Annotated in this window: 27 protein-coding genes and 1 riboswitch; of the genes, 19 read left to right on the plus strand and 8 right to left on the minus strand. The window is 64.9% G+C overall.

The features are described 5' to 3' along the window. The first annotated feature begins 11 nt into the window (after nt 1-11). The 10 genes from G8O24_RS24915 to phoB all read left to right on the plus strand — a co-directional run bounded on the left by G8O24_RS24915 (nt 12) and on the right by phoB (nt 9990). Complete coding sequence (locus G8O24_RS24915) at nt 12-1406, plus strand: OmpA family protein (RefSeq protein ID WP_188103975.1); 1395 nt, start codon at nt 12-14, stop codon at nt 1404-1406. A 2-nt stretch (nt 1407-1408) separates the two neighbouring features. Beyond that, nucleotides 1409-1711: a hypothetical protein gene (locus G8O24_RS24920; RefSeq protein WP_188103977.1), complete on the plus strand. Its 303-nt coding sequence runs from the start codon at nt 1409-1411 to the stop codon at nt 1709-1711. 466 nt (nt 1712-2177) lie between these two features. Beyond that, nucleotides 2178-3233, plus strand: a complete 1056-nt coding sequence (locus tag G8O24_RS24925; RefSeq protein ID WP_188103979.1) for a putative bifunctional lysylphosphatidylglycerol flippase/synthetase — start codon at nt 2178-2180, stop codon at nt 3231-3233. A 33-nt stretch (nt 3234-3266) separates the two neighbouring features. Beyond that, complete coding sequence (locus tag G8O24_RS24930; RefSeq protein ID WP_188103981.1) at nt 3267-4559, plus strand: ATP-binding protein; 1293 nt, start codon at nt 3267-3269, stop codon at nt 4557-4559. 149 nt (nt 4560-4708) lie between these two features. Further along, nucleotides 4709-5722, plus strand: coding sequence for a phosphate ABC transporter substrate-binding protein PstS (gene pstS / locus G8O24_RS24935; RefSeq protein WP_188103983.1), 1014 nt, complete (start codon nt 4709-4711; stop codon nt 5720-5722). 161 nt (nt 5723-5883) lie between these two features. Next, entirely contained in the window at nt 5884-6873 is a 990-nt protein-coding gene (pstC, locus tag G8O24_RS24940; protein ID WP_188103985.1) for a phosphate ABC transporter permease subunit PstC, read from the plus strand. 1 nt (nt 6874) lies between these two features. Beyond that, complete coding sequence (gene pstA / locus G8O24_RS24945; protein WP_188103987.1) at nt 6875-7720, plus strand: phosphate ABC transporter permease PstA; 846 nt, start codon at nt 6875-6877, stop codon at nt 7718-7720. Next, nucleotides 7717-8538, plus strand: a complete 822-nt coding sequence (pstB, locus tag G8O24_RS24950; RefSeq protein WP_128968873.1) for a phosphate ABC transporter ATP-binding protein PstB — start codon at nt 7717-7719, stop codon at nt 8536-8538. Before pstA ends, pstB begins: the two co-directional genes overlap by 4 nt. 13 nt (nt 8539-8551) lie before the next feature. Further along, a complete protein-coding gene (gene phoU, locus G8O24_RS24955; protein WP_188103989.1) occupies nt 8552-9268 on the plus strand; it encodes a phosphate signaling complex protein PhoU in 717 nt (238 codons plus the stop codon). 14 nt (nt 9269-9282) lie between these two features. Beyond that, nucleotides 9283-9990, plus strand: coding sequence for a phosphate regulon transcriptional regulator PhoB (gene phoB / locus G8O24_RS24960; RefSeq protein ID WP_092289108.1), 708 nt, complete (start codon nt 9283-9285; stop codon nt 9988-9990). Between the two features lie 104 nt (nt 9991-10094). On the opposite strand, the gene G8O24_RS24965 is transcribed toward phoB, so the two are convergent. Continuing rightward, the gene (locus G8O24_RS24965; protein ID WP_188103991.1) at nt 10095-10607 is read right to left on the minus strand and encodes a GcrA family cell cycle regulator; all 513 of its coding nucleotides are present in this window, start codon (nt 10605-10607) and stop codon (nt 10095-10097) included. Between the two features lie 467 nt (nt 10608-11074). Here G8O24_RS24965 and G8O24_RS24970 point away from each other — a divergent pair, with 467 nt between their 5' ends. The 3 genes from G8O24_RS24970 to G8O24_RS24980 all read left to right on the plus strand — a co-directional run bounded on the left by G8O24_RS24970 (nt 11075) and on the right by G8O24_RS24980 (nt 14480). Next, entirely contained in the window at nt 11075-12277 is a 1203-nt protein-coding gene (locus G8O24_RS24970; RefSeq protein WP_188103992.1) for an aspartate aminotransferase family protein, read from the plus strand. After that, nucleotides 12277-13200, plus strand: a complete 924-nt coding sequence (gene argF, locus G8O24_RS24975; RefSeq protein ID WP_188103994.1) for an ornithine carbamoyltransferase — start codon at nt 12277-12279, stop codon at nt 13198-13200. The genes G8O24_RS24970 and argF overlap by 1 nt, the downstream gene beginning before the upstream one ends. A 260-nt stretch (nt 13201-13460) precedes the next feature. Further along, entirely contained in the window at nt 13461-14480 is a 1020-nt protein-coding gene (locus G8O24_RS24980; protein WP_188103996.1) for an Hsp33 family molecular chaperone, read from the plus strand. Nucleotides 14481-14492: 12 nt separating this feature from the next. Here G8O24_RS24980 and apaG read toward each other — a convergent pair whose 3' ends face one another. Beyond that, nucleotides 14493-14885, minus strand: coding sequence for a Co2+/Mg2+ efflux facilitator ApaG/CorD (gene apaG, locus G8O24_RS24985; protein WP_188104052.1), 393 nt, complete (start codon nt 14883-14885; stop codon nt 14493-14495). A 192-nt stretch (nt 14886-15077) separates the two neighbouring features. Here apaG and G8O24_RS24990 point away from each other — a divergent pair, with 192 nt between their 5' ends. From G8O24_RS24990 to G8O24_RS25000, 3 genes are read left to right on the plus strand one after another with little or no spacing between them, the layout of a single operon-like run. After that, complete coding sequence (locus G8O24_RS24990) at nt 15078-16334, plus strand: OpgC domain-containing protein (RefSeq protein WP_188103998.1); 1257 nt, start codon at nt 15078-15080, stop codon at nt 16332-16334. Then, nucleotides 16334-17113 carry an SGNH/GDSL hydrolase family protein gene (locus G8O24_RS24995; protein WP_188104000.1) on the plus strand — a complete coding sequence of 260 codons (780 nt, stop codon included), beginning with the start codon at nt 16334-16336 and terminating at the stop codon, nt 17111-17113. The genes G8O24_RS24990 and G8O24_RS24995 overlap by 1 nt, the downstream gene beginning before the upstream one ends. Nucleotides 17114-17125: 12 nt before the next feature. Beyond that, a complete protein-coding gene (locus tag G8O24_RS25000) occupies nt 17126-18127 on the plus strand; it encodes an SGNH/GDSL hydrolase family protein (RefSeq protein ID WP_188104002.1) in 1002 nt (333 codons plus the stop codon). Nucleotides 18128-18250: 123 nt separating this feature from the next. On the opposite strand, the gene G8O24_RS25005 is transcribed toward G8O24_RS25000, so the two are convergent. Continuing rightward, a complete protein-coding gene (locus G8O24_RS25005) occupies nt 18251-19438 on the minus strand; it encodes an O-succinylhomoserine sulfhydrylase (protein ID WP_188104004.1) in 1188 nt (395 codons plus the stop codon). 74 nt (nt 19439-19512) lie between these two features. Beyond that, nucleotides 19513-19592, minus strand: a riboswitch (SAM riboswitch). A gap of 80 nt (nt 19593-19672) precedes the next feature. On the opposite strand from G8O24_RS25005, the gene G8O24_RS25010 reads away from it, so the two are divergent. The 3 genes from G8O24_RS25010 to G8O24_RS25020 all read left to right on the plus strand — a co-directional run bounded on the left by G8O24_RS25010 (nt 19673) and on the right by G8O24_RS25020 (nt 23691). Next, nucleotides 19673-20809 (plus strand): 2'-deoxycytidine 5'-triphosphate deaminase, encoded by a 1137-nt coding sequence (locus G8O24_RS25010; protein WP_376708114.1) that lies wholly within the window; start codon nt 19673-19675, stop codon nt 20807-20809. A 234-nt stretch (nt 20810-21043) separates the two neighbouring features. Next, nucleotides 21044-22093: a hypothetical protein gene (locus tag G8O24_RS25015; RefSeq protein WP_188104008.1), complete on the plus strand. Its 1050-nt coding sequence runs from the start codon at nt 21044-21046 to the stop codon at nt 22091-22093. A gap of 167 nt (nt 22094-22260) precedes the next feature. Beyond that, the gene (locus tag G8O24_RS25020; protein WP_188104010.1) at nt 22261-23691 is read left to right on the plus strand and encodes an MATE family efflux transporter; all 1431 of its coding nucleotides are present in this window, start codon (nt 22261-22263) and stop codon (nt 23689-23691) included. Here the strand turns inward: G8O24_RS25020 and G8O24_RS25025 are convergent. The 5 genes from G8O24_RS25025 to G8O24_RS25045 all read right to left on the minus strand — a co-directional run bounded on the left by G8O24_RS25025 (nt 23688) and on the right by G8O24_RS25045 (nt 26699). Further along, the gene (locus G8O24_RS25025) at nt 23688-24182 is read right to left on the minus strand and encodes a hypothetical protein (RefSeq protein ID WP_188104012.1); all 495 of its coding nucleotides are present in this window, start codon (nt 24180-24182) and stop codon (nt 23688-23690) included. The two genes, G8O24_RS25020 and G8O24_RS25025, sit on opposite strands and share 4 nt — an antisense overlap. A gap of 100 nt (nt 24183-24282) precedes the next feature. Next, nucleotides 24283-24684, minus strand: coding sequence for an SRPBCC family protein (locus tag G8O24_RS25030; RefSeq protein ID WP_188104014.1), 402 nt, complete (start codon nt 24682-24684; stop codon nt 24283-24285). A 169-nt stretch (nt 24685-24853) separates the two neighbouring features. Continuing rightward, a complete protein-coding gene (locus G8O24_RS25035; RefSeq protein WP_188104016.1) occupies nt 24854-25213 on the minus strand; it encodes a VOC family protein in 360 nt (119 codons plus the stop codon). 58 nt (nt 25214-25271) lie between these two features. Beyond that, nucleotides 25272-26111: a helix-turn-helix transcriptional regulator gene (locus G8O24_RS25040; protein WP_188104018.1), complete on the minus strand. Its 840-nt coding sequence runs from the start codon at nt 26109-26111 to the stop codon at nt 25272-25274. Nucleotides 26112-26120: 9 nt separating this feature from the next. After that, entirely contained in the window at nt 26121-26699 is a 579-nt protein-coding gene (locus tag G8O24_RS25045; RefSeq protein ID WP_188104020.1) for a methylated-DNA--[protein]-cysteine S-methyltransferase, read from the minus strand. Nucleotides 26700-26861 lie beyond the last annotated feature (162 nt).

Consider the following 26861-nt stretch of genomic DNA (forward strand, 5'->3'; position numbering starts at 1 on the left):
CGGGTCGTCGAATGCAGAAGCTTTTCAGGTGGGCCAGCAAATGGTGGCCGGGGCTGATTCCCCTGGCCGTCATGTGGGGATTTGCGGCCTGGAATAACACCTTGCCTGTCGAGGCCGACCTGTCGGCCCGCTCTTCGGCTGCGCTCAAGGACACCGTGCTGGACAAGACCCGGATTGCGGTCGACGGCCGCGACGTCAGCCTGGCGGCGGATGCCTTCTCAGAGGAGGGGCGCCGTGACGCCGTGCTGACGGTCGAGATGGTTCCCGGCGTGCGGCTGGTCGATGACCGGACCCGCCTGGTTCCCGAAGCCAAGCCCTTCGTCTGGAATGCCGAGCGTGACGTGGTGCGGGTGACGCTGTCCGGCTCCGCGCCGCTGCCGTCGATGAAGGCGCGACTGACCGAGGCGGCACGCAAGGAGGTGGCCGGGAGCGAGGTCGCCGATCAGATGGGCCTGGCGCGCGGCGCGCCCCCGCGGTTCGAGGCTGCGGCGATGCTGCTGCTCGACCAGATCGGCAAGCTGAAGGACGGCAAGATCACGATCTCGGACACCAAGGTTACCCTGTCAGGCATGGCGCGGGATCTCGGCGGCCGCGAGGCGATTGCGGCGGCGCTGAAGAACCTGCCCGAGGGTTTTTCGATCGCCGCGAACGAGATCAAGGCGCCGCCCTACATCTTCCAGGCCTACAAGGATCCGGTTGCCGCCACCGTGACGCTGACCGGCTATGTGCCCGACAACAACGTTCACGCCGCGATCGCGACCAGCGCATCGCGAAAATTCTTTGGCGAGAAGGTGGTCGACAATCTCAAGGCCAGCATCGGCGCGCCCGGCTCCTTCAACACCGCCGTGGTGGCCGCGCTCGGCGCGCTGTCACGGCTGTCGACCGGGACGCTCGTGGTCTCCGATCGCGAGGTCAAGCTGTCGGGCGATGCGCTGTACGAGGGCGCGGCCAACGACATCCGCGCCGGCCTCGGCAAGGACTTTCCAAAGACCTGGCAGTACAAGCCCGAGATCACCGTGAAGCCCGCGGCGGGGCCGGTCGACGGCACCGTCTGCCAGCAATTGTTCTCGGAACTGCTGGCCAAGGGCAAGATCCGCTTCGAGAGCAAGCGCGCCGACATCGATCCCGACTCGGCCGGCATTCTCGACCATCTGATCGAGACGGCATTGCGTTGCCCGACCACCAATATCGAGGTTGCCGGCCATACCGATGCCGACGGCGAGGATGCCTTCAACCAGGCGCTGTCTGAAAAGCGCGCCGAGGCCGTGATCGCTTATTTGGTCAAGGCAGGCCTGCCGGCGGACCGTTTCTCCGCAGTCGGTTACGGCAGCACGCAGCCTGTCGCCGGCAACGACACCGACGACGGCAAGGCGCAAAACCGCCGCATCGAATTTCTGGTGAGGTGACGATGCCCTATCTCGTCTCGTTTCACATGGGTTGGCTGATCGGCTCGGTTCTGCTCGGCTTTTGCATGGGCTGGATCTCGGTGGTCCAGCGCGGCAACGGCACCTCGAAGGTCACCGCGCGCTGGCTTGCGGCGCTTGTCGCGGGCCTGGTCGCGGCCTCGCTTGCCCATGTCGTCCCGGGCCGCTTCGGCTACTGGCTCGACCTCGGCCTGGTCATGTTGGCCTGTTACCTCGTCGGCTGCACCATCGGGGCGTGGCTGCGCTATTGGGTGGTCTCGCGCAGCCAACCCGCGGCCGTTCTGTGATGTTGCCATGCACCCTGACCATCGGCGGCGGGGTGTTCGGCAGATCGGAAGACCGTGAACGACAGCCCCGCTTGCCCCTCTTTCAAGGGGCGGATGCAGCCCATAGATTGATTTCGACTTAAGGCGTGACGGAACATTGTCCGGTCGAAATCATCAAAACTTCACGGCGGCTGCGCAGGATTGCCGTGGAGATTCGCGTCGAGCTTGCCGCCGAAAGCGCCAAACAGTGCATCACGAGGCCGCAGACCTGCCTAAAATATTGAAGGCACGTGATTTTGTTCACATTGGCGAATTCCACTCCGCCGCAAAACGCGCTAGTGGAGGGACGGGGGGCATGCGCGATGCCGGGGCCGGCGGCAAGGGTTCGTCGAATGCTTGTTCGTCGACGGCTTGTTCGTTGAGTGCCTGTGCGTCACCCGCCTGTTCGCCGGCCACCCCGGCCGCTGAAGCGTTGTTCGAGGTCTAGATGCTGGAAGCCATACGCAGGGCGATGACGTTGCTGCGCCAGAAGCAAATCCTGCATAAGCTTGGAGTTGTGATCAGCGTCGCGGTCATCGGCATCGCTTGCTATGTGCTCTACCACATGCTGCGCGGTATCGATCGCAACGAGGTGATCGAGGCGATCAAGAGCACCGAGCTGAGCCAGATTGCGATGGCGGCGCTGTTCGTCAGCGCGGGCTATTTCACCCTGACCTTCTACGATTGGTTTGCCGTGCGCGCGATCGGCCATGCTCACGTGCCCTATCGCATCAACGCGCTCGCGGCCTTCACCAGCTATTCAATCGGCCACAATGTCGGCGCCAGCGTCTTCACTGGCGGCGCGGTGCGCTATCGCATCTATTCGGCCTATGGCCTCAACGCGATCGACGTCGCAAAGATCTGCTTTCTCGCCGGCCTCACCTTCTGGCTCGGCAATGCCGCGGTGCTCGGTCTCGGCATTTCCTATCATCCGGAGGCGGCCGCCGCGATCGACCAGCTGCCGCCCTGGCTGAACCGTACGCTGGCGATGATGATCCTCGCCGCGCTGGTCGGCTATGTGGTCTGGGTCTGGACCCAGCCCCGGGTGGTCGGACGGGGCCCCTGGACCGTGGTACTGCCCGGCGGCCCGCTGACGCTGCTCCAGATCGCGATCGGCATCATCGATCTCGGTTTCTGCGCGCTCGCGATGTATGTGCTGGTTCCCGACGAGCCCAATCTCGGCTTCGTCGTCGTCGCTGTCATCTTCGTCTCGGCGACGCTGCTCGGCTTCGCCAGCCATTCGCCCGGCGGGCTCGGCGTGTTCGATGCCGCCATGCTGGTTGGCCTCTGGCAGATGGATCGCGAGGAGCTGCTCGGGGGCATGCTGCTGTTCCGGGTCCTCTATTATCTCTCCCCTTTCGTCATCTCTGTAATCCTGCTGACGTTTCGCGAGGTTATCATCGGTGCCCGATCCAAGCGCCTGCAGCAGGCGGCGCTCAAGCTCGATCCAGGTCCACCGCCTGAGGCCGCTTATGTGAGAAAGCGCAGCGACAGCGGTGCCTGACCGGCGCCAGCCCTTAAGGAGAAGTCCGCCACGATGGCGATCGATGCCCCATCGTCTCCCCCCGCGCAGCCCTGGTCCGACCGGCTGAGGCATTCGACCGTCATCCTGATCGCGGCCGCCTTGGCGCTGTCGGTGGTGGTCTCGCTCGGCGAATTGTCGGCCGTCCGGGCAGCATCGGTGTTTCTCTGCATCGCGGCGGCGGCGCTGATCCCGTGGCGGCTGCATGATACCGCTGCCTCGCGCGAGGACGTCAGGCGGGTCAATCCGGTCGAGAGCGCGGCCGTGGCCGCGGTCGTCGCCGGGATGCCGGATCCGGCGGTGCTGCTCGACCGCGCCGGCCGCGTCATCCATCTCAATGCCGCCGCCGCCCAGCTCGCGCCGGCGCTGCGCAAGAACGAGCTCGCCCAATTCGCGCTGCGCTCGCCGGAGATCATCACCGCGCTGCGCGAGTCCATTGCGACCTCCGAGCCGCGGCGCGCCACCTACCTCGACCATGTGCCGGTCGATCGCTGGATGGAGCTGATCATCACCCCGGTGCCGGTGCCGACCAATTTCGGCGGCGCCGACAAATGCATGCTGATGACCTTCCATGACCAGACGCCGCTGCGCCGGGTCGAGGAGATGCGCGCCGACTTCGTCGCCAATGCCAGCCACGAATTGCGTACGCCGCTGGCGGCGCTCTCCGGCTTCATCGACACGCTGCAGGGCCAGGCCAAGGACGATCCCAAGGCGCGCGAGCGCTTCCTCGGCATCATGCACAATCAGGCGACCCGCATGGCGCGCCTGATCGACGACCTGCTGTCGCTGTCGCGGGTGGAGCTGTCGGCCCATGTGCGGCCTGACACCCTGGTCGACCTGCTGCCGATCATCCGTCAGGTCGCCGACGGCCTGGAGCCGCTGGCGCGCGAGCGCCAGGTCGAGGTCGAGACCCATCTGCCCGACGCCCCGGTGATGATCGCGGGCGATCGGGAGGAGCTGCTGCGGCTGTTCGAAAACCTGATCGAGAACGCGCTCAAATACGGCGCCTCGGGCGGGCGCGTCATTGTGTCGCTGACCGCCACGCCGGTGACCGACGGAACTCAGGAAGTGCGGGTCATGGTGCGCGATTTCGGCCCCGGCATCGCCCCCGAGCACCTGCCGCGGCTGACCGAACGCTTCTACCGGGTGGACGTCGGCGACAGTCGTTCACAGGGCGGAACCGGCCTCGGATTATCGCTGGTGAAACATATTCTTAACCGTCATCGCGGCCGTCTTTTGATCGAAAGCGTGCCCAAACAGGGCGCCACTTTCACCGCCTGTTTTCCCCCGGCCAAGACTTTAGTGTAGGCGATAAATCAAGCGATTTCAGTTGCTTGGGCCTGTCATCCGACTGTCACGAAACCTTCGTAAAAGCTCAGCTGACCGCTCCTAAAGGGGCGGCACGGGGAGCGCGATCGGGCGCGGATGGCGCTTCGCTCCCCTGTATGGAGACCAGCATGAATTTCCTCAAGACGATCGTCGCTGCCGGCTTGGTCGCCGCAACGACGACGGCAGCCTTTGCTGCCGATATCACCGGTGCCGGTGCGACGTTCCCGTTCCCGATCTATTCGAAGTGGGCTGACGCCTACAAAAAGGAGACCGGCAACGGTCTGAACTACCAGTCGATCGGCTCGGGTGGCGGCATCAAGCAGATCCAGGCCAAGACCGTGACCTTCGGCGCCAGCGACGCGCCGCTCAAGGCCGAGCAGCTCGAGAAGGACGGCCTCGTGCAGTGGCCGATGGTGATGGGCGCCATCGTTCCCGTCGTCAACATCGAGGGCGTCAAGGCTGGCGAACTCGTGTTCGACGGCGAGACCCTCGCCAGCATCTATCTCGGCAAGATCACCAAATGGGACGACGCCGCGATCAAGAAGCTCAATCCGAACGTGAAGCTGCCGTCGGAGGCGATCACCGTGGTCCGTCGTTCGGACGGCTCGGGCACCACCTTCAACTTCACCAACTACCTCTCCAAGGCCAGCGCCGACTGGAAGAGCAAGGTCGGTGAAGGCACCGCCGTCGAGTGGCCGGTTGGCGTCGGCGCCAAGGGTAACGAAGGCGTGTCGGGCAACATCAGCCAGACCAAGAACTCGATCGGCTATGTCGAGTACGCCTATGCCAAGCAGAACAAGCTGACCTACACCGGCCTCGTCAACAAGGCCGGCAAGCCGGTGCAGCCGACCGTCGAAGCCTTCCAGGCGGCGGCGTCCAACGCCGACTGGGCCAAGGCCCCCGGCTACTACGTCATCCTGACCGACCAGCCTGGCGACAAGTCCTGGCCGATCACGGCGGCGACCTTCATCCTCATGCACAAGGAGGCCACCGACAAGGCGGCCTCGCAGGAAGCCATCAAGTTCTTCCGCTGGGCCTTCAAGAACGGCGGCAAGGCGGCTGAAGAGCTCGACTACATCCCGATGCCCGACAGCGTCGTTCAGCTGATCGAGAAGACCTGGGCTGCCGAGATCAAGAGCTAAGCGCTCTCCTCTCCTGTCCCGGAGGCGGTGCGGCATCCCATGCCGCACCGCAGAGCCGGGACCGACAAACACCAGGCCTCGGACCGGTGACGTGCTGGGTCCGGGGCTTGAACCCAACAAAAAGCGTATATGACTTCGTACAGGGGATCGGCGTGGCAGAGATGGCTGTTCAGAGCGATGTAATCGACGAGGCCGGCCCGTACGATCGCGCCAAGGCCCTGAGCGCGTTCAAGCTCGGCGACGTCACCTTCTATTGGATCACGCGGCTTTCCGCGATTTCGGTGCTCCTCATTCTCGGCGGCATCATCATCTCGCTGATCGTCGGCGCCTTCCCGGCGATGAAGGAATACGGCTTCGCGTTCCTGTGGACGCAGCGTTGGGCGCCGTCCGCCGATCCGCCCGTGCTCGGCGCGCTCGGACCGATGTACGGCACGCTCGTCACCTCCTTCATCGCGATGCTGATCGCGATTCCCGTGGGTCTCGGCATTGCGATCTTCCTGACCGAGCTTTGCCCGCAATGGCTGCGCCGCCCGATCGGCATGGCAGTCGAACTGCTCGCAGGCATTCCCTCGATCATCTACGGCATGTGGGGATTCTTCGTGCTCGGCCCGTTCCTGGCCAACACGTTCCAGCCTTTCATGATCCGGATCTTCGACGGCGTCCCCGTGCTCGGCGCGATCTTTGCCGGCCCGCCGTCCTATCTCAGCCTGTTCAACGCGGCGCTGATCCTTGCCATCATGGTGCTGCCCTTCATCACCTCGATCTCGGTCGACGTGTTCAAGACGGTGCCGCCCGTGCTGAAAGAGGCGGCCTATGGCGTCGGCTGTACCACCTGGGAAGTCGTGCGCAGCGTGGTGATCCCCTACACCCGCGTCGGCATCATCGGCGGCGTCATGCTGGCGCTGGGTCGCGCGCTCGGCGAGACCATGGCGGTGACCTTCATCATCGGCAACTCGTTCCGCATCTCGTCCTCGATCTTCGCGCCGGGCACCACGATCTCGGCGGCGATCGCCTCCGAGTTTGCCGAGAGCGACGGCCTGCACCAGTCCGGACTGATCCTGCTCGGCCTGCTCCTGTTCGTGCTGACGTTTTTCGTGCTCGCAGGCGCGCGGCTGATGCTGTTGCGGCTGGAAAAGAAGGCGGGGAAGTGACATGAACCCGATTTACGCACGCCGCCGCCGCAAGGACATCGTCGTCCGCGGGCTCTGCATCGGGGCTGCCGCCTTCGGCGTCACCTGGCTCGCGCTGATCCTGCTCACGTTGCTCTACAACGGCATCGCCGGCCTGAACCTCGAGCTGTTCGTCGCCGACACCCCGCCACCGGGCTCGACCGAAGGCGGTCTGCGCAACGCCATCGTCGGCTCGCTGATCATGACAATAATCGGCGTCGGTATCGGCGCGCCGCTCGGCCTGTTCGCCGGCACCTATCTCGCCGAGTACGGCCGTAACGACAAGCTGACCTCCGTGATCCGCTTCATCAACGACATCCTCTTGTCGGCACCCTCGATCATCATCGGCCTGTTCATCTACGGCGCGGTGGTGGTGCCGATGCGCGGCTTCTCGGCGATCGCAGGCTCGCTCGCGCTCGCCGTGATCGTGATCCCGGTGGTGCTGCGCACGACCGAGGACATGCTGCTGCTGGTGCCGAACGCGCTGCGCGAGGCGGCTTCCGCGCTCGGCCTGCCGCGCTCGCTGGTGATCAAGCGGATCGCCTATCGTGCCGCCCGCTCCGGTCTCATCACCGGCGTGCTGCTCGCAACCGCCCGCGTCGCCGGCGAAACCGCGCCGCTGCTGTTCACCGCGCTGTCGAACCAGTTCTTCAGCCTCGGGCTGAACAAGACGATGGCGAATCTGCCCGTGACCATCAACAATTTCGTCCAGAGCCCCTACGCCTATTGGAAGCAGCTGGCCTGGAGCGGCGCGCTGCTGATCACGCTCACCGTGCTTGCCCTGAACATTGGCGCCCGCATCCTCGGCGCCGAGAGGACCGCAAAATGACCGATCTGTCCGTATCCGTGAGTTCGAACGCTCATTTGGCGTCGCAGCAGCCGTTGCCGGAGGCGCCGGCCAAGGTGACGGTGCGCAACCTCAATTTCTATTACGGCGAGCACCACGCGCTGAAGAACATCAATCTGATGCTCGGCACCAACCGCGTCACGGCCTTCATCGGCCCGTCCGGCTGCGGCAAGTCGACCCTGCTGCGCATCTTCAACCGGATGTATGACCTCTATCCGGGTCAGCGCGTCACCGGTCAGCTGATGCTCGACCAGACCAACATTCTCGACCCCAAGCTCGACCTCAATCTGCTGCGCGCCCGCGTCGGCATGGTGTTCCAGAAGCCGACGCCGTTCCCGATGACCATCTACGAGAACATCGCCTTCGGCATCCGTCTCTATGAGAAGATCTCGAAATCCGAGATGGACGACCGCGTCGAGAAGGCGCTGCGCGGTGGCGCGCTGTGGAACGAGGTCAAGGACAAGCTCAATGCCTCCGGCCTGTCGCTCTCCGGCGGCCAGCAGCAGCGCCTTTGCATCGCCCGCACCGTCGCTGTCAGGCCCGAGGTGATCCTGTTCGACGAGCCCTGCTCGGCGCTCGACCCGATCTCGACCGCCAAGGTCGAGGAGCTGATCCAGGAACTGTCCGAGAACTACACGATCGCGATCGTCACCCACAACATGCAGCAGGCGGCGCGCGTCTCCGACAAGACCGCCTTCATGTATCTCGGCGAACTGATCGAGTTCGACGACACCAGCAAGATCTTCACGTCGCCGTCCGACCGGCGCACGCAGGATTACATCACCGGCCGGTTCGGCTGAGGAGAGGCAGGACATGGCTTCCGAACACACCGCAAAAGCCTTCGATACCGACCTCCAGGAGCTCACGCGCCTGGTCGCCGAGATGGGCGGAATCGCCGAGCGCATGATCGTGGATTCCGTCGACGCGCTGATCCGCCGCGACGTCGCGCTCGGTCAGCGCGTCGTCACCACCGACGCCGAGCTCGATACGCTGCAGAAGAAGATCGAAGAGCGCGCCGTGCTCACCATCGCGCGCCGCCAGCCGATGGCGATCGACCTGCGCGAGATCGTCGGCGCCATGCGCGTCGCGACCGATCTCGAGCGGATCGGCGACCTCGCCAAGAACATGGGCAAGCGCGTCGCGGCGCTGGAGACGGATTTCCATCCGCTCAAACTGTTCCGCGGCCTCGAGCACATGACCGACCTCGTGCAGCAGCAGGTCAAGTCTGTGCTCGACGCCTATGCCGCGCACGATCTGCCGGCGGCGATGGCGGTGTGGAAGGGCGACGAGGAAGTCGATGCCATCTGCACCTCGCTGTTCCGCGAGCTCCTCACCTACATGATGGAGGATCCGCGCAACATCTCGTTCTGCATCCATCTGATGTTCTGCGCCAAGAACATCGAGCGGATCGGCGACCACGCCACCAACATTGCCGAGACCGTGTTCTACATGATCGAAGGCCAAGCCATCACCGACAAGCGGCCGAAGGGTGACATGACGACCTTCGCCACCACGATTCCGAATACTTAAGGAGCGACGACCCCATGGGCGCACGCATTATGGTGGTTGAGGACGAGGAAGCTCTGACCGAGCTTCTCCGCTACAACCTCGAGGGCGACGGCTATGACGTCGAGACGGTGATGCGCGGCGACGATGCCGACACCCGCCTCAAGGAACACATCCCCGATCTGATCGTGCTCGACTGGATGCTGCCGGGGCTCTCGGGCATCGAGCTGTGCCGGCGCCTGCGGACGCGGTCCGACACCAAGCAGCTGCCGATCATCATGCTGACCGCGCGCGGCGAAGAGAGCGAGCGTGTCAGGGGACTTGCGACCGGCGCCGACGATTACATCGTCAAGCCGTTCTCGGTGCCCGAGCTGCTGGCACGCGTGAAGGGCCTGCTGCGGCGCGCCAGCCCCGAGCGGCTCGCAACCGTCCTCGCCTTCGGCGACATCGAGCTCGATCGCGAGAAGCGCCGCGTGGCGCGCTCGGGCCGGCCGATCGATCTCGGCCCGACCGAATATCGCCTGCTGGAGTTCTTCCTGGAACATCCCGGCCGCGTGTTCTCGCGCGAGCAGCTGCTCGACAGCGTCTGGGGCCGCGACATCTATATCGACGAGCGCACCGTCGACGTACATATCGGCCGCCTGCGCAAGCTGCTCAATCTCGGCCGCGAGCAGGACCCGATCCGCACCGTTCGCGGCGCCGGCTACGCCCTCGATGACCGCTTCGCGAAGGCCGAGCAGACGTAAAGCTGATTGAGCTGCACGTAAGCACGACAAAAAAGCGCGCCCCGAGGCGCGCTTTTCCTTATTTGTTCCGACTTGTCGCGGGACGATGTCGTTTGAAGCTGCAATCAGCGCGTGCCCGGCTTGACCGGTGCACGGCGGCGATCGGCTGCCGGCTGATACGCCACGCGCGAGTGCTGGGCGCAATAAGGCAGGCCGGAGAGCGCCTTGCCGCCGCAGAAGAAGAAATCCGGGCTCGAGGGATCGCCGACCGGCCAGTGGCAGGTCGCTTCGTTCAATTCGAGCAGTGATAGCCGCTGGCTCATCGGCACCACGTTGTCGTAGGTCACGGGTTCGGCCTCAACCTCGACCTCGAAGGCCTGCGCCAGCGCGGTGTTGCCGCGCGCGATGGGGCGGCTCACCCGCATCATGTGCTGCGCGGGACGCGCCTTGCGCGGCCGGGGAGCTGCTGATGACGGGCTCTTGGCGCGGCCGGACAGGCCGAGCCTGTGCACCTTGCCGATCACGGCGTTGCGGGTGACATTCCCAAGCTCAGCGGCGATCTGGCTGGCCGAAAGTCCGGCCTCCCAGAGCTTTTTCAGCTGTTCGACGCGATCGTCGGACCAGGTCAAAACCGTCATTGCACCCTTTCCTTCGCCGCGCGCCGCCATCCTGGGGCCGCACGACGAATGCCTAAGTCTCGAAAAACCCGTGCCGCCAGAATCCCTTAAGGCTCGCCGGGCGCAATGAGACGCCCGAACGTTTACGCCGGTACATGAGGACTTTTGGGATCAGGACCGCTACACGAGATGTCGTATCTGACAAGCCAAACGCTACAATATGGCGTGACTCGCGCGCAAGAGTCTGCCGACTCGCTTCCACATGTTCCGTGGCCAAAATCCCGCAAAATCGCCACCGCAAGACTACGGATTCAGCGTTTCGCGAGGCTTTCCGGGTGGCATTGACACCCGTCTCATCAAGCCTAAGATAGTCACGCGTGCCGCCCTTAAAAGGCGGCACGTTTCGTTTTCCGGGCCGGTCAATGGTGCGTTGCGTAATGCACCACCGTCCGTCCGCAACAATCAAGTGCAACAACCCAGTGACCGTCATGACCAACAGCGCAGCGCCGCACTTGCTCCCCGTTTTCGCCAGGGCCGACATCGGTTTTGAGCGCGGTGAAGGCGTCTGGTTGATCGCAACCAACGGCGATTGCTATCTCGATTTCACCTCGGGCGTCGCGGTGAATGCGCTCGGCCATGCTCATCCGGCGCTGGTCAAGGCGTTGCAGGAGCAGGCGACAAAGCTCTGGCACATGTCGAACCTGTTCCAGAGCCCCGATGGCGAGAAGCTCGCCGCCCGCCTGTGCAGCGAGAGCTTTGCCGACTTCGTGTTCTTCTGCAATTCCGGCGCAGAGGCGCTGGAGGGCGTGATCAAGCTGGTTCGCCATCATCACTTCTCCAAGGGCCATCCGGAGCGCTACCGCATCATCACCTTCGAGGGCGCCTTCCACGGCCGCACGCTGGCAACGCTGGCGGCGACCGGCTCGGCAAAATATCTCGAAGGCTTCGGCCCGCCGATGGACGGCTTCGACCAGGTCGCCCATGGCGACATCGAGGCCGTGAAGAAGGCGATCGGTCCGGCGACCGCCGGCATCCTGATCGAGCCGATCCAGGGCGAGGGCGGCGTGCGCTCGGCGCCATTAGGCTTTCTCAAGGCGTTGCGCCAGCTGTGCGATGAGAAAGGCCTGCTGCTCGCCTTCGACGAGGTGCAAACCGGCATGGGCCGCACCGGCGATCTGTTCGCGCATCGCCGCACCGGTGTCACGCCCGACGTGATGTCGCTGGCCAAGGCGCTCGGCGGCGGCTTCCCGATCGGCGCGGTGCTGGCGACCGCGGATGCGGCCTCCGGCATGGGGCCCGGCTCCCACGGCTCGACCTTCGGCGGCAATCCGCTGGCGATCGCAGCCGCGAATGCCGTGCTCGACGTCATGCTGAGGCCCGGCTTCTTCGACCACGTGCAGAAGATGTCGCTGCTGCTCAAGCAGAAGCTCGCATCCGTCATCGACCGCCACCCCGACATCGTCAGCGAAGTGCGCGGCGAGGGCCTCCTGATCGGCATCAAGGCGGTGGTGCCATCAGGCGACCTGATCGCGGCGCTCCGCAACGAAAAGCTGCTCACCGTCGGCGCCGGCGACAATGTCGTGCGCTTCCTGCCGCCCTTGATCGTCACCGAGGCGGAGATCGAGGACAGCGTCATCAGGCTCGAACGCGCCTGCGCGGCGTTGTCCGGCAGCAAGCGGACGGCAAGCTGATGAGCAAGGGTCCAAAGCACTTCCTGGATATCAACGAGCTGCCGCTGTCGGAGCTCAAGAGCATGCTCGCGGCTTCCTCCGCCATGAAGGCGAAGCAGAAGGCGCATCAGCCGGTGAAGCCGCTCGAAGGCAAGACGCTGGCGATGATCTTCGAGCGTCCCTCGACGCGGACGCGGGTGTCGTTCGACGTCGCCATGCGCCAGCTCGGCGGGGAGCCCATCATGCTGACAGGCGCCGAGATGCAGCTCGGCCGCGGCGAGACCATTGCCGACACGGCCCGCGTGCTGTCGCGCTATGTCGATGCCATCATGATCCGCATCCTCAATCACGAGGCGCTGCTGGAGCTCGCGGCCAACGCGACCGTGCCCGTCATCAACGGCCTGACGCGGCGCTCGCATCCGTGCCAGGTGATGGCGGACCTCCTGACCTTTGAGGAGCATCGCGGGCCGATCGAGGGCCGCACCGTGGCCTGGACCGGCGACGACAACAACGTGCTGGCGTCCTGGGCCCACGCGGCCGAGCGCTTCAAGTTCAACCTCAATGTCGCAACTCCGCCGGAGCTGGCTCCGAAGAAGGCGATGCGCGACTTCATCAAGACCACCGGCGCGTCGATCGTGCTCGGCACCGATCCCGAAGCCGCGGTGAAGGGCGCCGATTGCGTCGTCACCGACACCTGGGTGTCGATGGGCGACAAGGAAGGCGAGCACCGCCACAACGTGCTCAAGCCCTACCAGGTCAATGCCAAGCTGATGTCGCTGGCCAAACCCGACGCGCTGTTCATGCACTGCCTGCCCGCCCATCGCGGCGAGGAGGTCACCGACGATGTGATCGACGGCCCGCAATCGGTCGTGTTCGACGAGGCCGAAAACCGTCTGCACGCCCAGAAGGGCATTCTGGCCTGGTGTTTTGACGCGGTGAAGTAAAGCGATGGCGTGGTGGGGTCGCGTCGATGACCCCATTCTCCGCCGTCATCCCGGACCAGCGCCGCATAGCGGCGCGCCGATCCGGGATCCATAACCACAGGACTGAGTTTGGCGAGGACTCGGAGTTGTCATCTCGCGCGATGACGTCATCCTGTGGTTATGGATCCCGGGCTCGCGCTTCGCGCGCCCTGGGGCGACACCGAGTTTGAGGCCACCCGCGCCCCTTCCATTTTCCGCCCTCCGACCCCAGATACAGCGCCATGGTTTCCCAATCCCCTGACTTGAAAACCGGGTTCGAAGGCCCGGTTCGCGCGCCTTCAGCGGTTCCGATCGATGACGCCGTGCTGCCCTACGAGGTCGATGCGCTCGACGTGCGTGGACGCCTGGTGCGGCTCGGTCCTGCGCTCGACGACATCCTGACCAAGCACGATTATCCCGCGCCCGTGGGCAAGCTGCTCGGCGAGGCCATCGTGCTGACGACGCTGCTCGGCTCGGCGCTGAAATTCGAAGGCCGCTTCATCCTCCAGGCCCAGACCGACGGGCCGGTGTCGTTCCTGGTGGTGGACTATCAGGCGCCCGATCGCCTGCGCGCCTATGCGCGCTTCGATGCTGAACGTCTTGGCGATGCCAAGGAAACCGGCATGAACTCCGGCACTCTGCTCGGCCACGGGCATCTTGCCATGACCATCGACCAGGGCCCGGACATGAGCCGCTACCAGGGTCTGGTCGCGCTCGACGGCGGCAGCCTGGAAGACGCCGCCCACGAATATTTCCTGCGCTCCGAGCAGATCCCGACGCGCGTGCGCCTCGCGGTCGGCGAAGAGTGGCGCTCGAGCGACGGCGGCAAGCACCGCTGGCGCGCCGGCGGCATGCTGATGCAGTTTCTGCCGAAGGCGCCTGAGCGCGCACGACAGGCGGATTTGCACCCCGGCGATGCGCCAGAGGGCGCCGAGGTGCACAGTGTCGCCGAGGACGATGCCTGGGTCGAGGCGCGCTCGCTGATCGAGACGGTCGAGGACGTCGAGTTGATCGATCCTGATCTCTCCGGCGAGCGGCTGCTCTACCGCCTGTTCCACGAACGTGGCGTGCGTGTGTTCAATCCGCTGGTCCTGAAAGCGCAATGCTCCTGCTCGCGCGACGCGGTCGCCGCGATGCTGAAGAGCTTCTCCCCCGATGATCGCAGCGCCATGGTCAAGGACGACAAGGTCGTCGTGACCTGCGAGTTCTGCTCGTCGGTGTATCAGTTCACGCCGCACGAGGCGGGCGTCGAGAGCGCGTGACGTGGCGCGGCCCTAATTCAACACCCGCTTGTTGTCCGGGCTGTCGAGCGAGAACGTCGGCACCTCGATCTCGAAGCGTTCGCCGGTTTCGCTGACCATCAGGTAGCGGCCGGTCATGAAGCCGGAGGCGGTCGAGAGCGGCACGCCGGAGGTATATTCGAAGCGATCACCGGGGGCGAGCGTCGGCTGCTCGCCGACCACGCCTTCGCCCTTGACCTCCTGCTGCCGGCCGGAGGCGTCGGTGATGATCCAGTGCCGCGTCTTGAGCTGCACGGTCTCTTCGCCCGAATTGGTGATGACGATGGTGTAGGACCAGAAATAGCGCGAGCGGTCGGCCGACGATTGCTCCGGAACAAAGCACGGCTCGACGGTCACTTCGATTTGGCGGGTCACGGCACGGTACATGATTGCCATCATAGCGAATCCTGGCCCGGAACCAAACGCCGAAGTCCGCTTTCGCGACATCGTCCCGCCAGAATTGGCGAAGAGTACACCCCCCAAAGGACAGCCAAATGTGATCCGGCCGCTTTGCGAGGCGGCGACTGGACCGGTACACTCCTCCAACGTCGCGATTTGCGGAAGGGTTTTTGGGCCCCGATGACCATTGCCGATCAAGTGACGGGATCGACGATCGCGGGAACCGCGGGGGCCAAGCCCGCGGACGCCAAGCCGCGCGTGGCTGCGCCGGCGATCACGCTGCCGGCCATCGGCGAGCGCGAGCTCAGGCTCGACCTGTTTCGGGGCCTCGCGCTGTGGCTGATCTTCATCGACCATCTGCCGCCGAACCTGCTGACCTGGTTCACCATCCGCAATTACGGCTTCAGCGACGCCACCGAGATCTTCATCTTCATCTCCGGCTACACCGCCGCCTTCGTCTATGGCCGCGCGATGCTGGAAAACGGTTTCGTGGTCGCCACCGCGCGCATCCTGCGCCGCGTCTGGCAGATCTATGTCGCCCACGTCTTCCTGTTCACGATCTTCCTCGCCGAGATCTCCTACGTGGCGACCAGTTTCGAGAACCCGCTCTACACCGAAGAGATGGGGATCATGGATTTCCTCAAGCAGCCCGATATCACGATCGTGCAGGCGCTGCTGTTGCGCTTCCGGCCCGTCAACATGGACGTGCTGCCGCTCTACATCGTCCTGATGCTGGCGCTGCCGCTGATCCTGTGGTCGATGAAGTGGAAGCCCGACGTCACGCTCGCGCTCTCGGCCCTGCTGTACGCGGCGACCTGGGAATTCGACCTCTACTTCTCGGCCTATCCGAACGGCTTCTGGGCGTTCAATCCGCTGGCCTGGCAATTGCTTTTCGTGTTCGGAGCCTGGTGCGCGCTCGGCGGGGCGCGACGGATGTCGCGCATCCTGGCCTCGCCCGTGACGATGTGGATCTCGATCGCCTATCTCGTCGCGGCGTTCTACGTGACGCTGACCTGGTACGTGCCGCAGCTCTCTCAGTTCATGCCGAAGCGGCTCGAGCAATGGATGTATCCGATCGACAAGACCGACCTCGACGTGCTGCGCTTCACGCATTTCCTGGCGCTGTCGGCGCTCACCGTGCGCTTCCTGCCACGGGAGTGGCCGGGCCTGAAATCGCCGTGGCTGCGACCGCTGATCCTGTGCGGCCAGCATTCGCTCGAGATCTTCTGCCTCGGCGTCTTCCTGGCCTTTGCCGGGCACTTCATCCTGGCCGAAGTCTCGGGCGGGCCGGCCATGCATGCGCTGATTAGTCTCTCCGGAATCCTGATCATGTGGGGCGTTGCCTGGGTGATTTCGTGGTACAAGCGCGTAGCTGACAAGAGCGGTGCGAAAACCAAAAACGCCGTCGGCAACGCCGATCTGGCGGGAGGGGGCTGATGAAGGCGAAGGTTCTCCTGAGCCTGATCCTGCTGTGCGGTGGCCTCGCCGTGCCTTCGGCGCGGGCGGAGGATGCTGCGCCCGCCGCCGCCCCCGTGCCGGCGGCCTGCGAATTGCCGTCCTATCTGCTCACGAGCGAAAGCCAGCTTCCCAAGGTCGCCGGCGCCGTCAAGGCGGGCAAACCGCTTGAGATCCTGGTGATCGGCAGCCGATCGACCACGATCCCGTCTTCTGAAAGCAGCTCCTATCCGGCGCGCATGGAGGCGGTCCTGAAAGAAAAACTGCCCCCTGCGGAGACCGTGCACGTATCCGTAGAACTACAGAGCAAGAAGACGGCAGAAGAAGCTGCCGGAACCTTCGTTAAGCTGATGGAAGCAAAAACACCTACTTTGGTCATCTGGCAGACCGGCACCGTAGATGCTATCCGATCCGTCGATCCCGACGATTTCCGCGGCGCCGTCGCCGAAGGTGTGGTTGCGTTGCAAAATGCGGGTGCTGACGTGGTCTTGATGAATTTGCAATACAGCCCACGTACCGAAAGCATGATTTCGGCGCCGCCTTATCTCGATAACATGCGGGTGGTGGCGCAAGAGCATGATGTCCCGCTGTTCGACCGTTTCGCAATGATGCGGCAGTGGAATGATCAGGGGCAGTTCGACCTGTTCAGTCCCTCCCGCGGCCCCGAGCTGGCAAAGCAGGTCCATGATTGCATCGGCCGGGCGTTGGCACAGTTCGTGATCGGCGCGGCCCATCTGGGGCCGGCCGAGCAGCAAAATTGAGGTCTAGCGTTAATGAGTTCTCTCCGCCCTTTTGCCCTGCCGACATGGCTGGCCGCGCCAGCAGTGGCGGCGCTGCTGATGCTGACGCCTGCGCTGCAGGCCCCCGCGCGCGCGCAAGCCGCCCAGGCCACGCCCGCTCCGCAGCAGGCCGCTGATCCCGCTCCGACATCGCCGTCCCAGACGACTGTTGCCGCAACCAGCCAGCCGGCCGGCGAGCAGCGCGGTCTCACCTCGCGCGCGATCGACAAGGTGAAGCAGGTGGCGAAATCCGCCGGCGATATTTTCAGCCGCGTGCCTTGCCTGTCGCCGAAGGGCGCCTCGAAGACCATGGGCTCGCTGCCGCATGTCGCGAGCAAGCTCGTTGCCGGCAAGCCCGTCGTGATCGTCGCGTTCGGCTCGTCGTCGACCGCGGGCTATGGCGCGACCTCGCCCGACTTCAACTATCCGAACCGTCTTGCCGCGCAATTGCGACGGCAATATCCGACGGCCGACATCACCGTCATCAATGCCGGCGTCGGTGGCGAGGACGCACCCGAGATGATGAAGCGCCTCCAGAAGGAGGTGATCGACGTGCATCCGGATCTCGTGATCTGGCAGGTCGGCACCAACGCCGTGCTGCGCAACCTCGATCCCGCCGACACCGCCAAGATGGTCGAGGACGGCATCACCCGCATCCAGGCCGCCGGCGATGCCGATATCGTGCTGGTCGACCCGCAATATTCCCCGGCCGTGACCCAGCGCGCAGAGAGCGCAAGCAAGATGGTGAAGCTGCTCGGCAAGGTCGCCGAACTCCGCCACGTCGGCATCTTCCCGCGCTTCGAGGTGATGCGCGACTGGCACGAGAAGCAGGCGCTTCCGGTCGAGAGCTTCGTCATCGCCGACGGCCTGCACATGAACGATTGGGGCTATGCCTGCTTCGCCCAACTGCTCGGCGACGACATCATCCGCTCCGTCGGCCAGATCAAGCTCGGTGTGAACGTGCCCGCGGACGTGCGCACGTACCGGCCGATGTAGAAATCGGTGCCGTAGGGTGGGCAAAGGCGCAAAGCGCCGTGCCCACCGTCACTCAGCGATACCAAGGAAGAAGACGTGGGCACGCTTCGCTTTGCCCACCCTACGCTACTCGCTATTCGCGCCTCACGCCTTCTCCAGCGCCGCCGTCAGATCCTCGATCAGATCATCGGCATGCTCGAGCCCGGCCGAGAAGCGGATAAATCCCTCGCTGATGCCGAGCGCGGCGCGATCCTCCGGCTTCAGCCGCTGATGCGTCGTCGTCGCCGGATGCGTGACGAGGCTCTTGGCGTCGCCGAGATTGTTGGAGATCTTCGCGAGCTTCAGCTCGTTGAGCACGCGGAACGCCGCCGCCTTGCCGCCCTTGACTTCGAAGCCGACCAGCGTCGAGCCGCCGCGCATCTGCTTCCTCACCAGTGCCGCCTGCGGATGATCCTCCCGACCGGGATAGATCAGCCGCGCGATCTTGGGATGGCTCGCCAGCACGTCGGCGATGCGCGCGGCGGTGTCGGTCTGCGCGCGCACGCGCACACCGAGCGTCTCCAGGCCCTTGAGCAGAACCCAGGCGTTGAACGGCGAGATCGACGGGCCGGTCTGGCGCATGAAATTGTGGATGTGCTCGGCGATGAAGGCCTCCGAGGACAGGATGATGCCGCCGAGACAGCGGCCCTGGCCGTCGATGTGCTTGGTCGCGGAGTAGACGACGACGTCGGCGCCGAGCGCGAGCGGGCTCTGCCAGATCGGTGTTGCGAACACGTTGTCGACGACAAGCCGCGCGCCGCCCTTGTGCGCGATCTCGGCGATCGAGGGAATGTCAAGCACATCTAACGTCGGATTGGTCGGGCTCTCCAGGAAGAATGTCTTGGTGTTGGGCTTCACCGCGCGCTGCCATTCATCGAGATTGGCGCCGTCGACCAGCGTGGTCTCGATGCCGTAGCGCGGCAACAGATCCTGAATGACGTAGAGGCACGAGCCGAACAGCGCGCGCGAGGCCACCACGTGATCGCCGGCCTTCAGCGGTGCCAGGATCGCGGTCGTCACCGCGGCCATGCCTGTCGCCGCCGAGCGGGCGGCTTCGGCGCCTTCGAGCTCGATCATGCGGCGCTCGAACATCGCAATGGTCGGGTTCGAGTAGCGCGAGTAGATGAAGCCGGGGTCCTCGCCCTTGAACCGCGCCTCGCATTCCTCGGCGCTGCTGTAGACGTAGCCTTGCGTCAAAAACAGCGCCTCCGATGTCTCGCCATATTGCGAGCGGAGCGTGCCGGAATGGACCAGGCGGGTTTCGGGGCGGTAGTTGGCAGGCGACTTCGACATTGGACCCTCCGACATGACCGTTTGAGCAAAAACGGTCACAAAAAAACCGGCCTGGATATCTCCACGGGCCGGGATCACAGAGGTCCCCGGCCTGTTTAGCGACTTATTTAACGTGGCTGCAAGCCGGCCGGCTCAAATCACCACGGGATAAGTGATGCTCATATTCCGCAATGCCCTTTCCGTCAAGCCGTCCATCGGATAGCCGTAAAAGGCTGGTATTTCCCGCAAATCCGGATGTACCTGATCCCTGATGAGGACCCCCGGTTGACGTTCACGGTCGCCCCCGACGCCAATGGTATCCTGCCCGACCGCATGATCGCGGCGATGGCGGAAGAGGGTCTCATCCTGCCTGCCTATGATTTCGTCGAAAGCCAGATCCAGCCGGCGAGTCTCGATCTGCGCCTCGGCGACATCGCCTATCGCGTGCGCGCGAGCTTCCTGCCCGGTCCTGGCGCCACCGTCGCCGAGCGCATCGATCAGTTGAAGCTGCACGAGTTCAGCCTCGCCGACGGCGCGGTGCTGGAGACCAATTGCGTCTACATCGTGCCGCTGCTCGAAAGCCTCGCGCTGCCGCCGGAGATCGTCGCGGCTGCGAACCCCAAAAGCTCGACCGGGCGGCTCGACGTCTTCACCCGCGTCATCGCGGATGGCACCCGCCGCTTCGACATGATCGGCGCCGGCTATCACGGTCCGCTCTACGCCGAGATCAGCCCGAAGACGTTTCCGGTCTTGGTGCGTGAAGGCTCGCGCCTCAGCCAGGTGCGCTTTCGCACCGGCGATGCCATCCTCAATGCCGACGCGCTCGAAAGCTTGCATGCCGTTGAGCGTCTCGTCGACATCGACGATGCCGATCTCACCGGCGGCGTCGCCGTCTCCGTCGATCTGTCCGGCGAGAAGGGCAGTGGCTTCGTCGGTTACCGCGCCAAGCGCCACACCGGCGTGGTCGATGTCGATCGTCGCTCCGGCTACGCGGTTGAAGATTTCTGGGAGCCGATCTCGGCGCGTTCCGACGGCAGCCTGATCCTCGATCCCGGCGAGTTCTATATCCTGGCTTCCAAGGAAGCCGTGCAGGTGCCGCCCGATTACGCCGCTGAGATGGTGCCGTTCGATCCGCTGGTCGGCGAATTCCGCGTGCACTATGCCGGCTTCTTCGATCCCGGCTTCGGTTATGCCGGCGCGGGCGGGCAAGGCGCGCGTGCCGTGCTGGAGGTGCGCTCGCGCGAGGTGCCCTTCATCCTCGAGCACGGCCAGATCGTCGGCCGTCTCGTCTACGAGAAGATGCTGGCCCGTCCCGACGCCATGTACGGCCAGCGCATCGGCTCTAACTACCAGGCGCAGGGCCTGAAGCTCTCAAAGCATTTCCGGGTGTAGCGACCCGGCCACCATCTACCGTCGCCACACGCGCCATCGTCATCCTGAGGTGCGCGCCCTTGCGCGCCTCGAAGGATGGGCCGCGAGCGCCTGTGGCCCATCCTTCGAGGCTTCACCTCGCGATGCAAGCGCATCGCGAGGCTCGCACCTCAGGATGACGACTGAGATTGTGGTTGGTTGCATCGCCCCCTCCGCGATGACACACTCCGGCAAAACAACAAGCCGGGAGTGATCATGACCGCCGCAGACACAACACAAGCAGCGCAATGGAAACGCTGGCGCGCGGTCGCCGATCTCTACCACGCCTATTTCACCGGCCTCATCCTCACCGTGGTGACCCGACGCGGCACGGCTGACGCGGCCGAATTCGTCTTCCGCGTGTTTCGCCGCCAGCAGCAGGAGCGCTTCCTGCCCGGCCTCAAGAAGCTCGGGATCGATCACCTGCCGCCGGCCGTGGCGGCGGCGCAATATCACTATCTCTCCAACTGGATCGGCGGCGTGCATGTCGAATACATGTATGAGAGCGACACCAAGGCCTGGATCCGCTATCCGCCGCCGCGCTGGATCTGGAAGGGCCCGGCCATCTGCGGCGTGCCGGCCGAGGTCAGCCGCGCGATGCTGCGCGGCTGGCACGCCAATAACGGCGTCGCGCTCGGCGATCTGCGCCTGGGGTTCGTCTGCACCAAGCAGAGCGTCGACGGCCAGGACGGGCTCGAAGGCTATTACCATCAATACGATCATCCGCGCGAGCCCGACCAGCGTCTCGTCTTCGCGCGGCATCTCGAGGCGCCGCTGTTCGATGCCAAGAGCGCGCCGGAGCTTCCCGTCGCAAGCTGGCCAAAGCCGCGTCTCGAGAAGGCCTATCGCAACTACGCGATGGAATATGTGCGCACCGCGGCGCCCGTGATGGTGCAATTGTTTGGGCCGGAGGATGCCGGCTATCTCCTGCACATCACCGGCAAGCTGATCGGCATGCAATTTTTCGATGAGATCGCCGAGCCGCTTGCGATGAGGCGCGGCGGCGCGCGCGAATTCGCGACGTTCCTCGGCGCGCTGTTCGCGGCGCAGGACGATACGGCCGAGACCACGCAATCGGAAGGCTGCTTTCAAATCCGCCAGCACAGCTGGAAACTGATGGACGACGTCGCCGATTATCACGGCGCCTGCACCAAGGTGCTGGAGGGATTGTTCGAGGGGCTGGCCGCAGGGTGCGGCCGGCACATCGGCGTGCACCTTCGTCCAACGGCAGGCGGCCGCCCGCCGCTGGCCTGGACGGTCGGTTAATTCCACCGGCTGAAATGCGCTGCCGCAGGGCACGCCTGCACCTGACGCAGGAGGAATCGGCGACCCGCGTGCTACCAAGTGTTCGCCCGCGCCTTCCGCGCGAGCAAATTGATTGATGCACCTAAGTATTGCCGCGCCGCAAATGGCGCATTTGTCCGGGAGAGGAAATGACTGAGGTCGCCGAGATCGCGGTCGATGAGCAGGAGCGTCCGCTGCCTCAGCGTCCCGCGCGGAGCGCGCTGACCGACGGGCCGATCCTGCGCACGCTGCTCTCCCTCGCCTGGCCCAACGTGGTCGCGCTGTCCGCCGGCACCTGTGTTGTGATCGCGGAGACCTCCTATATCGGGCGCCTCGGCGTCGAAGCGCTGGCCGCGATGGCGCTGGTGTTTCCGACCGTGATCCTGACCATGACGATGTCGGGCGGCGCCATGGGCGGTGCCGTGGCCTCCGCCATCGCACGCGCGCTCGGCGCCGGCGATCGTGAGCGCGCCGGGATGCTGGCCGCGCATGCGCTGCTGATCGGCATCAGCTTCGGCCTCGTCTTCATGCTGGGCATGCTGATCTTCGGGCCGCAGGTGCTCACGATGCTCGGTGGCCGCGGCAACGTGCTGGCGCATGCGATCGCCTACACCCAGGTGTTTTTCGGCGGTGCGGTGCTGCCATGGACGCTCAACACCATGGCTGGCGTGCTGCGCGGCACCGGCAATATGCGGCTGCCGTCGCTTCTCATCCTCAACTCGGCGGTCTGGCAGATCGTGCTCGGCGGCACGCTGGGCCTCGGGCTCGGACCGTTTCCGCAACTCGGCATGCGCGGCGTCGCGGCCGGCGCGCTGATCGCCTACGCCATGAACATCTCCGTGATGGGCTGGTATCTGTTCTCCGGTCACGCCCGCGTCGTGCCGAGGTTGCGCCGCGTTCAATGGGCGATGTTCTTCGACATTCTCAAGGTCGGCGCCATCGCCTGCTTCTCGCCGCTGCAATCGGTGCTGACGATCTCGATCTTCACCCACATGCTGGCGAAGTTCGGCACCGCCATTCTCGCCGGCTACGGCGTCGGCGCGCGCCTCGAATTCCTGCTGACCTCGATCGCGTTCTCGTTCGGCATCGCCTCGGTGCCGATGATCGGCATGGCGGTCGGCGCCGGCCGGATCGCCCGCGCGCGGCGCATCGCCTGGATCGCAGGCGCGAGCGCTTTCGTTGCCGTCGGCACGCCGGCCTGCCTGGTCGCGCTGTTCCCCGATCTCTGGGTCAACATCTTTACCGACAGCGCGACGGTGCGCGCGACCAGCCATCAATATCTGTCGACGGTGGCGCCGTTCTACGCCTTCATCGGCCTCGCCTCGACGATGTATTTCTCGTCGCAAGGCGCAGCCAAGGTGATCGGTCCGGTGCTGGCGCAGACCGCGCGGCTGATCTACATCTCCGCCTGCGGCTGGTGGCTGTCGACGCACGAGGCCACCGCGCAAAACTTCTTCTGGCTCGCCGCGAGCTCGATGGTCGTGCTCGGCCTGCTCTCGTGCTCCAGCGTGGTGCTGACGCGCTGGGGGCCGCGCGAGGCGAAATCCGCAGTTCGGCCTTTGTTGTCGGCTGCCGACTAGCGATGCCGGTGACGGCGGTGGCCGCCGCCGACATTGGCGAGCCGCATCATCTGCGGGATCATCGCCATCATGTCGGCGCCGCCGAGCATGCCCATGATATCGCCGCCGCCCATGCCGCCGATTCCGGCCGGGATGGTTCCGCCGCTCATCGGCGCGTAACCGCCGTAATTGGGCGCGCCGAACCCGCCGCCGAAATTGCCGCCGGCGAGGCCGCCCATTCCACCGCCGCCGATCATGCCACCAAGGCCGCCGCCGCCATTCTCCATCATGCGGCTCATCATCGGACCCATGGTCTGCATCATCATGGCGAAGCGGCGTTTGCCCATCTTCGCCTTCATCATCTCCAGCATCGGCGCCATCTGGGTCATCATGTCCTCGCCGCCGGCACCGCCGCCGAGGCCCGCGAATTGCGCCTTGGCTGGCGCGGCCGAAATCGAAAGCAGAAGCAGCACGGCGGCTGCCTGGCAGATCACCTTGTCCGCACCTCTCATGGCATGCTCCTCGCGTGCGTGGCACCGCCGGGAGAGCGAGGCCGTCAGGACGCACGCGGCCATGGTTACGGCCGATGCGGGCGAGGCTCTGTGAGAAAGATCACGCAAGTTTCTGCGGAAAGGCCTTGTGCATGGCGATGACGGCGGCCTTGGTCTGTTCCTGAACGTAAGCTGCGAGCTCGTTCGGCAGCATGTCGATAATCCAGACCAGGCGGCATCTCGCCTCGCCCTCGGCGATCACCTGCACCGAGGCGCTGTAATGCTTCAGCCGTTCGCTGTTGATCGCATAGACCAGGCGCTGCCGCGCGTCGTCGCAATCGACCAGCGTTTCGCGCGCGACCGATCCATTGGCGAACGTGACGATCCGCACCTCGCCGTCGAGCGAGCATGCGGTGACAAAACCCGGAACCAGCCGCTGATGCAGCGCGCCGAAATCGCGCACCGCATCCCAGACATCGCGGGCCGGGGCGGGGAGGAGGACGTCATTGTGGATGGAGGCCATGAAGGTGTCCTTGACTATGTCAGGTGGTCGTCACAAGCACCGTCATCGCGAGCGCAGCGACTTGTCCGCCGAAGCCTAGGCGAAGGCGGAAGCAATCCAGGAATAGTTCCGCGGAGGCAGTCTGGATTGCTTTGTCGCAACAGCTCCTCGCAATGACGGAGGAGAGAGTTCACACACAAACCGCCTCGACATTGTTGCCGTCGGGATCGATCAGAAACGCCGCATAGTAAGTCGGGCTGTAATCCTTGCGCGGTCCGGCGCCGCCATTGTCGCGGCCACCGTTTTGCAGCCCCTCGCGGTGAAACGCCTTCACCGCGTCATGATCCCCGGCGCGAAACGCGATATGCGCGCCCTCGGCCTTGCGGCCCTTGTTCAGATGCAGCCAGAGCGCCGGCTCGCCCTTCGGCCCGAAGCCGGCATAGCCGTCGCCGCTCGCGCACAGCACGTAACCGAGCGGCGCCAGCACCGCGGTGTAGAAGCGCGTCGCGGCATCGAGGTCGGCAACACGCAATCCGATATGGTCATACATGGTCGTCTCCATTGCAAAGCGCGCCGCATCTGATGGCGCGCGCCGGAGACGACCCTAGTCAGTTGAGGACGAACGGCTCTTGGAGAATCTTGCGCTGGCCCTTCGACGCCTGCCGGAACTTGGTCGGCGACAGGCCGGCGGCGCGGCGGAAGGTGCGGACGAAGTTGGAGAGATCGCCGAAGCCGACATCATAGGCGATGTCGGTGATGGCGATGTCGTCCCGGCTGAGCAGGCGCGCCGCGCGCCGCAGCCGCGAGCGCACCAGATATTGATGCGGGGTGACGCCGAGCACGCTGGAGAACAGCCGCAGGAAATGGAACGGGCTCAGGCCGGCCAGCCGTGCGGCCTGTTCGAGATCGATGTCGGCCTGCGAGTTGTCGTCGATCCACAGCGCGGCCTCGACCGCGCGGCGGCGGTCGCGCACCGTCGGTGAGGCGCGCTTGCGCGGCCTGCCGGAGACGATCTCGACGAAGCGGCTCGCGAGGATCTGGCCGACTTCGTCGACGCCGAGATCGCTGTTGCCATCTGCCGCCGTCTGGGCCAGCTCGCCCAGCACCATCAGTTCGGGCAGCGGCGGTGTCGCGCCGACCTGCCAGGTCTCGCGTCGTCCGCCGAGAGCGTCGACCAGATCCTCGCTGAAGAAGAAGCCGAGGCAGACGTCGCCGCAGACATGCTCATGCGTGCAGGTGTATTCCTCGCCGGGCGCGCCGACCAGCAGCGAGCCCGCCACCAGTTCGAAGAAACCGGCGCGACAATGGCAGCCAAAGCTGCCGGAGCGGACATAGGCGATGGAATGGCCGGTGCGGCACTCGGCAAACGGCGTATCGTCCGGGCCTGCGTCGCAGCGAAACTCGGAGACGGTCATCGCGCGGGTCGTCAGCAGCGTGGTGGCGTCCATGCCACCTATCTAGGTGGACGGTCTTGGCGGGGCAACGGGCAGCAGCACCTCGAACAGCGTCTTGCTGGCGACCGGATGGGCCCCTTCGAGCGCCAGCAGCCGCCGCTTGGAGATCACCCCGCCGTAAGGCGAGATCCGGTCGGCGTAATTGCCGGCCTCCAGCACCCGGTGGCAGGGCACGATCAGCATGTAGGGATTTTTCGAGATCGCCTGCGCCACCGAATGCGCGGCGCCCGAGGCGCCCAGCGCCCTGGCGATCTCGTGATAGGTGCGCGTTTCCCCGCGCGGGATGGTGCAGGCGTATTCATAGACCCGCCGGTTGAAGGGCGATACGCCGCCGGCGTCCAGGCTGACGTCGGAAAAATCAGGATCGCTGCCTTGCAGCAAGGCCACGATGCCTTCGATCGCCAGTTCTGTATTGAGAGGCGCCGTTTGCTCGCGCGCTTCCGGATGGACCGCAAAGATCCGGCGGCGGGTGTCGATCTCCCGTGCCTCCGGCAATTGCACGGCGACCACCCCGGTGCTGCTCCAGATGATGCCGCAGCGCCCTATGCCTGTGTCGAATATCGTGTAGCCACGCCCCACCATGCACACGCCCCACTCAGTGCAGGTCTCTCCCCAGACAGATTGATCATAACACTGCCACAATCCGCCGCACCTGGAATCTTGCCAGGACGTCAACATCCGTGCAGCCTGACGCGTCAAACCGCTTGGCGCCGGACACCGTCTCGGCTAATCAGGATGGGCGCG

It is taken from the genome of Bradyrhizobium campsiandrae, from assembly GCF_014529705.1.
GTDB lineage: Bacteria > Pseudomonadota > Alphaproteobacteria > Rhizobiales > Xanthobacteraceae > Bradyrhizobium > Bradyrhizobium campsiandrae.